Origin of the sequence: Legionella resiliens (assembly GCF_021344005.1) — a bacterium.
GTDB classification, from domain to species: Bacteria; Pseudomonadota; Gammaproteobacteria; order Legionellales; family Legionellaceae; genus Legionella; species Legionella resiliens.
Map to the genome: position 1 here is coordinate 1,573,690 of NZ_JAJTND010000004.1, position 13,594 is coordinate 1,587,283.

Consider the following 13,594-nt stretch of genomic DNA (forward strand, 5'->3'; position numbering starts at 1 on the left):
CTACTTCTATTTTAATGGTTCTTCTTCATGTCTAAAAAAAATTTCTCTGTATATAACAAACGCTGTCCATCACATAATGTACTAGAAAAAATTAGTGACAAATGGTCCATTTTAATAATTAACATCTTATTAAATAAAACCTCTCGCTTCGGAGAGATAAAGCGTGAAGTAGGAGAAATTTCTCCTAAAATGCTCACCCAAACATTAATGAAATTAGAACGTTTCGGTTTTATAGTGAGACGTTCATTTCCAGTATTACCCATGAAAGTTGAATACTCATTAACTCCATTAGGGAACGAGTTAGGTATTATTCTTAATTCATTAACATCATGGACTGAAAAAAATATGGATGCAATTATGATTGCCGAAAGTGAATTTTTAGAAAAGCGCGATTTGTGAATTAGTGTTCAAACCACTTTATCAATGTCTCTTCACCCAAATTATCATATATATAGGATAAATATAGAGTCAACTTCTGTTCATAGTTTTCATCTAAGGTAGTGTCATTTGTATTTACAATAGGCTCATGATGAAAGAAAACGCCCCCAAGGTAATTACCACAAAACTCATGATAATCTTTCGTGAATAAAAGAAATGTATGCCACATATTATCAATATCACACATTTCCGGATGAATAGCACAAGTAAAGTCAAATAATTCGTTTTCAGGATTGTTTTTTTTATCTGACTTGTGCTTTAAACAAAGCCAAATAAATTTCATTAGCTCTCTTAAAGCAACTTCTGCATGCATTTTTGCATGAGGATAATCCTTATTGTATCGATAAATAATTTTGTTATTTTTATAATGTATTAATTCGTTAAGATTAGGACAGTACATAAATTAGACCTGTTAAGTTTTATTGCATGCATCATATTTCATGTCGCATATGATGCATGCTGCTTTAATTATCCGATGCAGGTACCAGGGCCACACCATCCCTTACTTTTCTTTAATACTTTTTCTCGAACAATTTTTTTGATAATTTTTTCTTTCATAATGGTTCTCCTTTTGGGCTCCAAATTCCATTCTTGAGAATATAAAAGCGATATTAATCAGTCAATTAGTTACTAATTGGTAACTAGCTATGGAACATCATATGAATAATAAAAATTGGGTAAATTATTATAAAACTACAAAGCAAAAGACTCTTCCTAGAAAAACTTTAATGAAAGCAATTGAATTGTTTCATTGTAGGAATAAATTCGACCTTCCCAAATTAGCGATTGATCTTGGATGCGGCTCCGGTTCAGATTCTCTTGAACTTTTAAAAAATGACTGGTCCGTTCTAGCGATTGATTCTCAAGCAGAAGCAATATCCATTTTATTATCCTCCTGCCCGCAATCATTAAAGAGTAAATTAAAGACAGAAGTCGCTTCATTTGAGTCATTCACTTCTCTACCGATTTCCCAATTAATTAACGCAAGTTATAGTCTCCCTTTTTTAAAACCTGAGCTTTTTTATAAATTTTGGAAGTTGATTTTAAAAACACTACAGCCAGGCGGACTATTTTCTGGAACCTTTTTTGGAATAAATGATGGATGGAATAGAAATAAAAGAGCCGATATGACATTTCTGAGTTACAAAGAATTACATCAGTTATTTCTTCCATTTAAAATCGAATTGCTTGAAGAAGAAGAACGTGATGAAGCAGATGCATTAGAGTACTCTATGAAACATTGGCACAAGTACTTTGTTGTAGCAGAAAAATGTTAATCCATACCGTCCGTATTAAACTGGTTAATACGGACGGGGCATATTATGCTCGCTGAGCTTGATTGACATTTACGGCAATATCAGCTGCATCATCAGCAATGAATCGAGTTTCTTTACATAATTTGACGTATTCTTTATGTGTAATTAATGCATAGAAAAGAGCGGACACGAGCAGAATGTAATAAATATTTTGATAGAAATAAATTAACCACAAATAAGTTAGAAAAGGCGTTGATAATACTAATAATGTTGTTACTTTCATTCGACGTGCAATCTGTATTGCTCCATAAATTACCATCAACATAGAAATCGACAAATTCATCTTTAGAAAATCACTGGCAGGTAAAGTACTCATCATGAGTCCAAGAATACAAAAGATGATTAACCCAAATAATTTGGTGTTCGGCTTAATCGCTCCCATACTAATCGGCGCTGCCATATATCCAATTAAATGATACCCCGTTACTATGACCATTAATGAGGCCCAACTATCGGAATTCCAGAGAAATATCGCAGTGAGCGTGAAGTTAATGAGCAAGGAGCGGCGACACAGATTATATTCAGGATGTAATTTACCAATGGTTTTCTTTGGCATTTGGCCTTCTTTAGCCATGGCGTAAAACATTCGTGAAGCACCACCTAAATAAGAATATCCTGTGCCTGATGGGCTGACGATACTATCAGCAATCAAGATCATTGCTAAGAAATTTACTCCAAGCAACATGGCTAAGTTAATTAAAGGTGAATGAAAATTAAGACTGCTCCAACCACTTGCTAACATACTATGGGGCACAGAGCCCATAAAGGATAATTGCAACAGCATGTAAACAAACATCACAATTACAATTGAAAGAATGATTGATAGAGGAATATTTCGTTTTGGATTTTCAATCTCGCTGGCAAAGGCCACTGCTAATTGAAATCCATTGTAAGAATAAATTAATCCAGCAGAAATGATTGCAGTGATTGCTGAGCCAATTCCGTATTGAGAATTTGTATCCAGGGTAAAATTACTGGTGTCAAAACGCATAATCAAGAAAATAACGATAGTAAAAATCGGACTAAGAATTTTTATTACCGTCACTGTATTATTAATTTTGGCTAATAATTTAATACCAAAATAATTAATAAATAAATAAATGACCAAGATACTCAATGCAAATAATTTGCCGTAAATCGTCAGCACATTGTTCGCGATTAGAACATCACTCTTAATTGCAGCCGCTAAATATTGTGTAGTCGCTTGAGCTTCTGTACCAATCGTAACCATTAATCCAAACCAATTGGCAAAGGCAAAAGGCATGCCAAAAATACTATTGTGTGACAACGCGCTAGACCGGGCAGTTGCCCCACGCACTGGGTAGATTGATGCAACTTGTGCAAGACATAATCCCACCGCCATGACCAATAATGCTGCCAGAACCCATGCAAGGAAGGAGTAATTGCCTGCAATTTTAGCATTTAACTGAGCACTAAAGAGCCATCCTGAACCAACCATAGCAGTAGCAGATAGTGCTGTTGCACTAAATAATGAAATTTTAGCATGCTTAGATCTTGAACCCATAATCAATTACCTTAGAAAGATACTCATTTTAGAATAATGTGAAAATAAAATATAAATTTTGCATATTTTTCAATCAACGTCAATAGGTCCAAATACAAAATCCATCTAAAAAGATAGTGAGAAAAAATTGCTCCCTAAAATAGGAAGAAACATGCACCATCATAAAGCAAGCAACTTATTGTTTTTACTAAACTTACTTCTATTCAAGCGGCAATTGCTTGTTTCTAAATGGATTTATGGATTCAATTAGGAAGAAAAATGAAAACGACGCAATTAGAAGCATTTAGCGATGATGTGCTCGCAATCATTATTACAATTATGGTACTAGAGATTAAAATTCCACATGGAGATACCTTCGCCAGCCTTTCCCCTCTTGGACCCATTTTTTTGAGTTATCTATTAAGCTTTATTTATATTGGTATTTATTGGAATAATCATCACCATTTATTTACCGCCGTAGAGTCTATTTCAGGTAAGATACTTTGGGCAAATCTCAATCTTTTATTCTGGATTTCCCTATTCCCATTTGCAACAGGATGGATGGGAGAAAATCACTAAACTGCGATATCGACTTCCTTTTATGGGATAGTGCTTTTAATGGCTGCTATTTCCTATTCGATACTCGTGCATACTCTTATTTCACATGAAGGAAAAGAGTCGTTAGTTTCAAAAGCGATTGGAAACGACTTTAAAGGAAATATCTTTATCTTCTTATATGTCCTAGCAATTCCCCTGGCTTATGTTTACACATGGATCGCTCAAATACTTTATGTAATTGTCGCGATAATCTGGTTTATTCCTGATAAACGAATTGAAAACAAGATAAAGTAACAATTTCACTAAATACTTAAACTGTCATCGTGTTACCTTAACTCATCCTCATCCTGTGGACTGAAAAAAGTCAGTTATACTCTAAATAGGGCATATCTAATGTTAGAAAATCAGATTATGAAAATAGTGAAATGGCTTTATTTAAGCCTCCTTACCTATGTATCAATGGTACCTGACTCCGCCGCATTGGATGAAAACAATTCCATTACAATCGGAAAAGAAAGAAAAATATTTATGCATTGTGAAGGCTCAGGATCACCCACCGTATTATTCATTGCCGGTTATCCTGATCGGGGTGATGCGGGCTGGGAAACGCCCCTAACCGGAAAAAAGATAACTGTATTTACTGGAGTCAGTAAATTCACAAAAGTATGCGATTATGATCGCCCAGGAACAATCAAAATAATCGGGGACGAGCGTTTTTTAAAAAGTCGTAGCGATCCTGTGCAGCAGCCCGTTTCAGCTGCAGATATAGTGGATGATTTACATCAACTGGTTAAAGCCGCAAAAATTCATAAACCTTTTATTATTGTCGCACATTCTGCAGGAGGATTGGCTGCAAGACTCTATGCGTTGAAATACCCCAATGATGTAGCAGGAATGATCCTTATAGATGTAACCAATGAAAAACTACTTGAGGCATGGACAAAAAAAGAAATTGAAGTATTTTACTTTGGTGTAGACAACAGCTCTAAATCACTAAGCTCCCATTATAAAAATGGTGAAATAATTAACTTTAAGGAAAGCTTCAAACAATTAAATGCTTATCGTACCCAAAAATTAAATATGCCTGCTATTGTACTCACCGCTGGTAAGATTCCAAAGGCCAGCGAAGTAGTCAAAAGTGGGTTTTGGCCAAGTTATGTGACCCAGGATATGGCGGATTCTATAATACATGGTATTGCTCACGCCAATGATCTGGTAGCTGATACTTTTGTACCCAAAGCAAAACGTATTGATGTAAAAGATAGTGAACATTATATACAAAAGGAGCAGCCAGAATTAATTGTTCAACTAATCCATTCTCTTGTCGAACAGCTAAGATAGGACGCTCCTTTTCTCGCAGGTATTTTTTAATTATTGGATTTCTTTTTCTTTGCTCTATCGATTGCAATTGAAATGGCCCTGCCTTCTTCATATCCTTCTTTAAGAAGCGCATTTGCTATTTCAATCGCTTTTTCTCGAGTAGATGAACTCAAATTTTTCATTGCATCTGGATAATCCGATTTGCTCCATGGCATAATAACCTCCTGTAAATATAAGTTCATGCGAAAAAATCCAGTGCATGAAAACACTGGGGTTTTTTAGTGAATACTCTTTCTTATTGCGCAGGTTTTGTTTGCAACTCGCAGGTAATCTTTGTGCAGTCACGGCAATTTTTTAAGGCAAAATCAAATGCAGAACCTCCAGGAGCCTCATTTTTAGCCATTGTCTGATCGGCCTGCTCATCAGGAGAACCTGAAGTTGGGCTGCTCGCATTGGTAGTACATATCCACATGCCTGGATGCGTATTTGCTGCTGGCTGATTGGCACTTGAAGCTGCTGGCTGGGTGGTAGTAGTCGTATTTGCTGGAGTAGAAGAAGCATTATCAGCCATTACATAACTTGACACTGCAAACATACTGCTTAAAACAATCATTTTCATTATTCCTTTCATGATTTTCTCCTTGTTTTAAATTTGCTTTTCAGAAAACAGAAATGAACAAATAAATCATAGATCTCTTTTAATGATGTTTGACTTCTTGCGCTTTTTTAATATTTTCTTTTCTAGCATGTTGTTGTGCTTTGTTGGTTTATCTTTTTCAGGAACTTTTTCTCTGGTTTTGATTTAAAAATATCACCTTTGCATGGCGTGGATCTTTACCAAGTCTCTAATTACACATGATGAATCAATTATAGCCTTCTTTTTAACATGGCAACCTAAGGTTTTCCTTTAATTTTATCATGTAGATTGCTATAACCACCCTATTTTCCTTAAAAGGGGGATAGTGTTGCATCATAAGCTGGGAACGCTTAACTGGAGAAGTAAGCGTTTTTTAGTCAATCTAATCAATACTTGCACTAAACTAGGGCTATAAAAAAACAAAAAATCTTTTTCAAGAGCGAGAAGGGGATTTTTATTCTGATATATCTTGAATTTAAATTTACGCAATCTATACTCAAAACACACTCATCATGAGTCCAGTGGAAATATTCCTAAGGAAGATGTATGTTGGGTTGGGCTATTCTTTTCTTTATTATTGCGATTATTGCAGCAGCTTTTGGTTTCGGAGGAATTGCCGGAGCCGCTGCGAGTATTGCACAAATACTATTTTTTATATTTTTGGTACTATTTATAGTTTTTATTGTTCTTGGCCGCAGAGGTCCTCCTCCGCCAGTTTAGATGGTCGGAACCAGGATCGCTTCTTAATTTCATTAAGAAGCGATCCATATTTGATTTGAAAAATAATATGGATACCTCTAATTAACGCTCAGACAAATGAGTATTAGGGAGATATAAATGTGGCTTTCTTATCTCGAGAAAATTAATTCAAGTATGGACCTTTCTTATATTCTTATAAGAACGTTTATAATTTATATTTACGCTATTTTTTTAATCCGAACAGGCAACAAGCGATTTCATTTTGATACACCCATCGATTTCGTACTGATCATTATTATTGGAGCCGTACTAAGCAGAACAATTAACGGTCCTTCGACATTGATACAAGCAATGGCAGGTAGTGCTTTACTTATTTTTTTACATTGGGCATTTGCTAAACTTTCTTTTAAATATCATACATTTGGTAAATTAATAAAAGGCAAACCAAGAACTCTAATTAAAGATGGAAAAATTATTTGGGCGGTGCTGGAAGAAAATCAGATATCTAAAGAGGATTTATTAGAAATCATAAGAGATAAGTTAAAGACTGATAATTTAGATCAAATAAAGGAAGCCTACCTGGAACGTACAGGAAAGATAAGTTTTATTACAAAAAATAAGAAAATATAGTCAAATTCATGAAAACCACACCACAAGGGTACATAACGAATTCTTAATACTTAACCTGCACAACTCATAGAGCATTAATTGAAATCAACAATAAAAGGTTCAGCAGTGTGGGTCAGAGGGTTATATTGAAAACGATTGGTATAATTTAAATTTTTCCCATACACATGCAACGAAATTGCTACTGAGTCGGAGACATTAACTACGCTATGAATGTCATCGGGATTAAAAGCAATAACATCACCAGGAAAACAGGTAATGGCTTTATTTTGTTTTTGAATATCCGCATACTCAGGTTGGGAACCATCATCCCTACGAATCCAAAAAAAATTTTTTTCTGCACCTACAACACAACCTACTACACCCCAGGTTTTATGATCGTGTGGCGTAATTTCTCGCCCAGGCTCCCAAGCAACTATATTAACAGCCAAGGAGTGATCTGGCTCTTCAAAAATTAGCCAAGAAGTAAATCCGTTCACTGGGTCAACAGTATAAAAATGCTCCTCAAGCCAATCTGTTTTTTTAACCCAATTTCTTAAAATTAATGAAACCTTTTCCATATTTTCATGATTAGCATGTTCTAGAATATTTAATTGCTTAAGCTCTTGGATCAAAGGCAATAATCCTGAAGGCGTATAAAACTCCATACGATAACTCACAATTGATAAGGTTCTTTAATTAGCATAGCGCATACCATCAATAATTCGAGTTTCACTTCTTTTGCTCTTTGGATAAATCCCTAATTGAAATCAGGAACAGGATAATCAGGTGCTAAAACAGATGCTAGTTCTTTCCATAAGTCTATGCTTAAATTATTGGTTTCATTCGTTATGGGCTTTAAGGTATTAAATGCAATAAACACGATTTGCTTTTCCGGTAATACAGCAAAAACCCCACTATAACCACCAAATCTAGGATTTTGCATAAGCCAATGATTGGCTACGCCAAACCCCATTGCAAAATAAAGTTCATTTGTATTTTTCCCCTTTCCAACAGTATCTGGAGTTCTTAATTGTTGTGTCGATTTGGCTGTTAGCAAATTACCATTCATCCAGGCATTCGCCCATTTTCCTAAATCTTCTATGGTTGAAGTCGTGGCACCCGAGCTTGCAGTCCAGGATGGATCCCAAAAAGTTGCATCTTCATAAACCCCTCTGTCTTGACTAAATGAATGTAACACAGGACAGGGTATCGTTGCTGTGCGATCAAACCGGGTCTTTTCCATGCCCAATTTTTTTAAAATTAATGAACGAAATAATTGATTAAGCGGCTGATTACTTGCCTGAGCTAAAATACTCCCTAATATAACGTAGTCAGTATGAGAATAGTGTTGATTGGTACCTGGCTTAAATAAAGGTTCTTTCATAAACGCATAATCAATTAACTCTTTATCAGACCACTGTTTAAAGGGTTGTTCAATGACTGCTTTAATAAATCCTTCATTATAAACATAATCAGGAAAACCACTGGTACCATTAGCAAGCATTTTTAAATCAACCTGATCTGCGTTGGGCAAATCGGGATACCAGCGTGCCACTTTATTCTCAAGACTTAGATCTTTTTTTTCTACTAACAACATCAAAGCAGTTGTTAGTAATGTTTCTGTTACTCCACCTATACGAAAATACATGTCTTTTGTGGCGGGTACAGCAGTCATGGAGTTTCCAATAGCCTGAATACTAATTGGTTTTCCATCGATCCACAGGCCATAAACTATAGCTTTTACAGGCTTGCCTTTTATAAATGATCGAATTTTATTATCAAGCCAAGGTTGCTCAATCGTAGATGCATAAAGTGAAGCTTGGAACCCGAAAAGGAGCACTATAAATAAATTTCTTATTTTTACCATCGATGTCTCCCCTGGTCATTTTCATTACTCTATTGTTTTTTATGAGAGCAACATGGATAATAAATAGCGAATTGCACTTAATGTGTACATAATAAATGCTACCCTATACTTAATGTATGCCATTTTGAAAAGCAACTATGACATATTCACGCAAAAATCATGTCGTTCTTTCAGATGAAATGGATGATTTAAAAAAAAGAATAAACCAAAGGAAGAAAGAACAGAAGTCATATATTGAAATTGCCCACAAAAAGGGGAAGTTATCCCAACGTCTACTTGAAGGTGCACAAAAATTTTTTGGCCTGGCTGCCACCGCTTTTTCATCGGCAAAAGAACTCCCATACATTGGATTTGTGTTTCAAATTGTCGCCATTATTCCCGCTTCGATTGCCATGATAACGGACAAAAACAGTTCGATATTGGGTAAAATTTTAGCAGTAAGTTTTCTTTTGGGCTTAACCGCTTTAGGTATCACCGCCTTTGTTATGGGGGGATTAGTTGCTGCGAAAATTGGATTGGCTTTGGCTTCTTTGGTTACGGTTATAGAAGGGATGTCATTTATAGGCTCACTTTTTAATAAATATAAAACGTGGAGCGCTTATAAAGAAAAAGAGGAGTTTAACCATTTATTAGATTCCCTTGATTCAGATGCTTTAGAAAATAATAAGTATCGTGAACGATTGGAAATTCGAGCTTTAGAACTAGAACACTTGCTTGAACACTCAACCAGTTCGTCACTTGAAAAAGAAAACGAAGAATTGCAGTTTATCAATACGATTCGCAATAAAAAACCTTATGTGCCTCCCCAAATGGATAACACTCTTTTGCGGTTTATCAATGCGATGCGCAGTAAAATAGGATGGGAAAAATTACCCTCTGATGACCCTCCCATAACCAAACTTTCAAATTTATATGATGAGCGTAAAATAGCGGTAAGTTATTTGGCGAAGATCACAGAAATAATTGACAAAGACGATCAGACAAGCCATTCAATACTTATTGATCAAGTAACTGAGCTTCAACACCAAATTGCCCAAATTGATAAAGAGATTGAAAGCATAACGGAACCATTGCATGAATTGCAACGAAATGATCTCTTAGCCAATGAAGCCATCCCCAAATCCTTTACTAACTTTGCTTTAGGTGGGGCTGGTGTGATTTTGTCAACTATTGGTTTAATGATTTTGCTAAGTGCAGTAGCCGCTCCTCCTATAATGGGCCCTATTTTATTTGGATTTGGTATTGGGCTGGCAATATTTGGAGTAGTTAAATGGGGAATAGAACTTTATGCGACGAGTCAAGACGAGAAATTCAAGCGGAAACTTGAAAAAGAGAATGAAGGAATAATCCTCGAAGAAGCATTATATGAATATGACCATGGATGCAGTTACTCAAACGCAATGCGTCCCATACTCGATTCAAAAGACACAACTTCTGAGAAGCCTACAAATACAACAGAAAATGATTTGGCGGAAATATCAGAACCACCCTCTATAGAATCAACAAAACTTCTAGAATCTACAAACGCCCCCCCAAAAAGCTCAGGAGAATACCAAATCTAATCGCCTCTCCAAAGAGGTGGAAGAAACCGCTGTGAATACCCAATTTTTATATTTTTAGAACAACCTCACAATCTTTTATATTTGTTTAATAAATATTCAAAATAATAAAGAAAGAAAGTTTGTGTTCTTAATAAGAACTTAATAATTCGTTAATAATCTATATGTATAATTTAATGCCTTTTGGTTTAAATTAAAAACGGGTGAATAATGTTCCAAAAGCAAGAATCAATAAAAGGTTTCACACTTAAATATACGGGAACAAAATTTAAAGATGAAGATGTTTCTGTTTATGGAATGGAAGCATTGCGAAAAAATTTTTCCGAAATGGGCGCATTGGCCATTCGATTCCAATTAAGTTTAGCCCAGTTTTCTGCTTTGATTGAGCCAGCATGCGAAGAAAACTATGAGGAAAACTCTATTGAGCATACTGCCGAAGGAAAAAATCAGTCTGATGTGTTTGGTCTTTGCAAGGAAGGCTCAACAGTTTCACAAAATACGAAATTATTGGAAAAATCCAGCCATTATAGTATTGGGAAAGGGAAAATATTAAATGAGCGTAACCAGGCACTTAAATATCCCAACACAGAGGGTCTTCGTGGTGGCGAATCAATTTGGGATACCATTCATTTTTCAGTTTGGCAAACAGGAATCTGTCTTAGTAGCCAACTATCGAAACAAGGATTTCTATATCTTTGTCACCCTCAAAGAATTGATGCACAGCAATATGAATTAATTACTCAAGAGTTAGATAAAGGCGAATTTGAAATTATCACTCAACATGATAAAAAAATTGTTAAAACTTACTCCGGAATAGAAATAGAGACATCTGCTATTCCCTCAAACACCAGAATCGATCTTGATCCTGAACATACTCAAACATATCAAGACAATGGTTTTGTAGTTAATGTAAACGATCATCCTGCACCCATGGGTTGGATTATTAATGAAAATAATAAAAAATTAGTCAAACCAGAGCATGCAGAAGATATACTTCGAGTAATACGAATTTCAAAAAGCGGTTTTCGCCGCTTACCTGAGAACCAGGGAAAATTATTAATGCTTGGTTTAATGAAAGGTAATGAGCATATCCTGCATACACAAAACCGCTCATTCAATGCGATGGATATTCTTCTTGAAATTTTAGAAAAGGAATATGGCTTTGATCCTTCACAATTAATGGACTCTACCGTCATAAAACGTGTATATAATCAAATGCAAAGAGATGCAAAAGAAAAAGATATCGTAGAAGATCTATTAACATTGAATCTTGCATTTGAAATGGTTCAACCTTTAAAGACAACTTTAGAACAAAGTGTAAGACATCCTTTATTAAAACATTTGACTAATTCCTACACAACAAATCAAAACACGCTGAAAGCAATTATTTATGCTTTTGATTTACAAAAAAAAGATGGTAGTCCTGCTCTCTATTTAGATAGAGAGATGCCTATTACCACAGATGAAGGATTAATTGATGTACGAATTAATGGGCAATTGACCGATCCTGATTTAACAAATCCTAAAAATGCAGCCGCATTATTATCCATTGCAGTTCTTGTTTCAGAACAAATGATACTTGAACAATTGCTACGCGATACACTTCATTATGGAGAAGAACATCCTAATGCACGGGCACTTAAAGCGATATTAAATGATGACGAATTTTTTTTAAACCTAAGAGAAGATGCCTTGCATTTACCCACTAATGAAAATGGGCCAATTTTAGGATTACAATTTGCTTACTGCGAAAAAATCGTTGCTCAACTCAGAGAAAAACTCGGTACGAATCATCTTATTGAAGTCATACGTCAATTAGAGAACGATGAGTCCATGGATATTAATTCTGATGCCACGATCGCTCTTCAGAAATTATTTACCATTGGTGAAACCCTACAGCGACTTGAAGGAATTTCAGGAGTCAAAGCAAATTCTAGAGGAATTAATGGAGGATTAGGTTTAGTCATCCAAAAACTTGCCCCTTCATTATATTATGGACTTTCCAGCCAGAGTCCTCCGCCTCCTGTATTGCCAATAAAATCCAAGGTGGAAAAAGCAAGTTGTGAACTGGAAACAATGGATGCCTGCCCTTTCCTAAGTGGTAAGTTAGGAAGCAAACCTATTGAAAATCCTCATCAGCCAAAAGATTACGAAGTAAAAAAAGAACAAACCACAGTATCATGGTGTGGTTTCTTTACAAAAGTAATCGTTACAACAGGCGTAACTGCTGCAAGTATTTATCTAGGAAGTCAGATTCTATAACGAGACATAGCCCGTATTTTGCATAGCGAACTATGGGCTTTCCCCTCATATTTCTAAATCCATTTCAATTCAATCCCGAAAAAACGTATTTCTCATTTTTTCAATTCAAACCTATACTAAAAGAAATTAATATTACATGGACGATTCTTATGAAAATTTTTCGTGGATTATTGCTGCTCTTTTCGTTAATTTATCAAAACGCTTATGCTGAAAAACCACTTTCCCCGCCAAGCGGACAAGCTCCTCAATGCGAGCAAGCTTATGAAAGCTCTGGCCAGATTAAAACCATAAATAATGTTTTTAGCACTTTATCAAGTACCTGCCATTCTGTTGGCGGGATGAAGTTAATGCATAAAATCTTAATATCAGAACATTCAAATGAACCAACAGGAGTTTTATTTACCTGTACAGGAGAAGACTTAAATTTTGTTGTTTTTACTTGTCTCTTTTCAACAAATATTGGGAGCTTATAAATAAAAATATTTCCTAAATAAGAAAAATGATTTCGTCTATCCTTATAAAAATACTAAAAAAGCACATTGAATAAAATGTACCATCACGTTCACATCAAAAGTCTACAAGGGTTTGACAGACTATAAACAGACTTATCCACAGAAAATGTGAATAACTTAAAAGAATTATGATGTTTTTAAAAGAAAAGAAGATAAGTGCGGTAAAGACTTTCTCATAGTCGAACGATGGTGATTTGACATGAAGTTGAAATAAATATCCACAGATACAGGCTATTTGAAAAAAGAAATGAGACATAGTTATCTTAACAAATAAAGAATAAAAAAACAGTCTTGACTGATATAATTTTCTTTT

General features: G+C 35.2%; 16 protein-coding genes. 10 read left to right on the forward strand and 6 right to left on the reverse strand.

The window, feature by feature from the left end:
* Positions 1–27: 27 nt before the first annotated feature.
* Positions 28–399 carry a winged helix-turn-helix transcriptional regulator gene (locus LXO92_RS12405; protein WP_182349884.1) on the forward strand — a complete coding sequence of 124 codons (372 nt, stop codon included), beginning with the start codon at positions 28–30 and terminating at the stop codon, positions 397–399.
* A 1-nt stretch (position 400) separates the two neighbouring features.
* Here LXO92_RS12405 and LXO92_RS12410 read toward each other — a convergent pair whose 3' ends face one another.
* Entirely contained in the window at positions 401–838 is a 438-nt protein-coding gene (locus LXO92_RS12410; protein ID WP_232891075.1) for a glycine-rich domain-containing protein, read from the reverse strand.
* Positions 839–1,097: 259 nt separating this feature from the next.
* Between LXO92_RS12410 and LXO92_RS12415 the strand changes: the two genes are divergently transcribed.
* Positions 1,098–1,715 carry a class I SAM-dependent methyltransferase gene (locus tag LXO92_RS12415; protein WP_232891076.1) on the forward strand — a complete coding sequence of 206 codons (618 nt, stop codon included), beginning with the start codon at positions 1,098–1,100 and terminating at the stop codon, positions 1,713–1,715.
* 43 nt (positions 1,716–1,758) lie between these two features.
* Here the strand turns inward: LXO92_RS12415 and LXO92_RS12420 are convergent, their stop codons facing one another.
* On the reverse strand, positions 1,759–3,279 hold the full coding sequence (locus LXO92_RS12420) for an APC family permease (RefSeq protein WP_232891077.1): 1,521 nt from the start codon (positions 3,277–3,279) through the stop codon (positions 1,759–1,761).
* 258 nt (positions 3,280–3,537) lie between these two features.
* Between LXO92_RS12420 and LXO92_RS12425 the strand changes: the two genes are divergently transcribed.
* The 3 genes from LXO92_RS12425 (at position 3,538) to LXO92_RS12435 (ending at position 5,157) form a co-directional block, all read left to right on the forward strand.
* The gene (locus tag LXO92_RS12425) at positions 3,538–3,837 is read left to right on the forward strand and encodes a TMEM175 family protein (protein ID WP_232891078.1); all 300 of its coding nucleotides are present in this window, start codon (positions 3,538–3,540) and stop codon (positions 3,835–3,837) included.
* A 39-nt stretch (positions 3,838–3,876) separates the two neighbouring features.
* The gene (locus tag LXO92_RS12430) at positions 3,877–4,110 is read left to right on the forward strand and encodes a hypothetical protein (protein WP_232891079.1); all 234 of its coding nucleotides are present in this window, start codon (positions 3,877–3,879) and stop codon (positions 4,108–4,110) included.
* A 117-nt stretch (positions 4,111–4,227) separates the two neighbouring features.
* Positions 4,228–5,157: an alpha/beta fold hydrolase gene (locus tag LXO92_RS12435; RefSeq protein WP_233291542.1), complete on the forward strand. Its 930-nt coding sequence runs from the start codon at positions 4,228–4,230 to the stop codon at positions 5,155–5,157.
* Between the two features lie 26 nt (positions 5,158–5,183).
* On the opposite strand, the gene LXO92_RS12440 is transcribed toward LXO92_RS12435, so the two are convergent.
* Positions 5,184–5,351 (reverse strand): DUF2188 domain-containing protein, encoded by a 168-nt coding sequence (locus LXO92_RS12440; RefSeq protein WP_182349889.1) that lies wholly within the window; start codon positions 5,349–5,351, stop codon positions 5,184–5,186.
* Between the two features lie 80 nt (positions 5,352–5,431).
* Positions 5,432–5,767: a hypothetical protein gene (locus LXO92_RS12445; RefSeq protein WP_232891081.1), complete on the reverse strand. Its 336-nt coding sequence runs from the start codon at positions 5,765–5,767 to the stop codon at positions 5,432–5,434.
* Positions 5,768–6,319: 552 nt separating this feature from the next.
* Between LXO92_RS12445 and LXO92_RS12450 the strand changes: the two genes are divergently transcribed.
* Both LXO92_RS12450 and LXO92_RS12455 read left to right on the forward strand, forming a co-directional pair.
* Positions 6,320–6,493 carry a DUF1328 family protein gene (locus LXO92_RS12450; protein WP_182349891.1) on the forward strand — a complete coding sequence of 58 codons (174 nt, stop codon included), beginning with the start codon at positions 6,320–6,322 and terminating at the stop codon, positions 6,491–6,493.
* Between the two features lie 117 nt (positions 6,494–6,610).
* Positions 6,611–7,102 (forward strand): DUF421 domain-containing protein, encoded by a 492-nt coding sequence (locus tag LXO92_RS12455; protein ID WP_182349892.1) that lies wholly within the window; start codon positions 6,611–6,613, stop codon positions 7,100–7,102.
* Between the two features lie 74 nt (positions 7,103–7,176).
* Here LXO92_RS12455 and LXO92_RS12460 read toward each other — a convergent pair whose 3' ends face one another.
* Complete coding sequence (locus LXO92_RS12460; RefSeq protein ID WP_232891082.1) at positions 7,177–7,746, reverse strand: cysteine dioxygenase family protein; 570 nt, start codon at positions 7,744–7,746, stop codon at positions 7,177–7,179.
* A gap of 92 nt (positions 7,747–7,838) precedes the next feature.
* Complete coding sequence (locus tag LXO92_RS12465; RefSeq protein ID WP_232891083.1) at positions 7,839–8,948, reverse strand: serine hydrolase domain-containing protein; 1,110 nt, start codon at positions 8,946–8,948, stop codon at positions 7,839–7,841.
* 137 nt (positions 8,949–9,085) lie between these two features.
* Between LXO92_RS12465 and LXO92_RS12470 the strand changes: the two genes are divergently transcribed.
* The 3 genes from LXO92_RS12470 to LXO92_RS12480 all read left to right on the forward strand — a co-directional run bounded on the left by LXO92_RS12470 (position 9,086) and on the right by LXO92_RS12480 (position 13,242).
* On the forward strand, positions 9,086–10,510 hold the full coding sequence (locus tag LXO92_RS12470) for a T4SS effector SidA family protein (protein WP_232891084.1): 1,425 nt from the start codon (positions 9,086–9,088) through the stop codon (positions 10,508–10,510).
* Positions 10,511–10,717: 207 nt separating this feature from the next.
* On the forward strand, positions 10,718–12,769 hold the full coding sequence (gene ceg17, locus LXO92_RS12475; protein WP_232891085.1) for a Dot/Icm T4SS effector Ceg17: 2,052 nt from the start codon (positions 10,718–10,720) through the stop codon (positions 12,767–12,769).
* A 149-nt stretch (positions 12,770–12,918) separates the two neighbouring features.
* The gene (locus LXO92_RS12480) at positions 12,919–13,242 is read left to right on the forward strand and encodes a hypothetical protein (RefSeq protein WP_182349897.1); all 324 of its coding nucleotides are present in this window, start codon (positions 12,919–12,921) and stop codon (positions 13,240–13,242) included.
* Positions 13,243–13,594 lie beyond the last annotated feature (352 nt).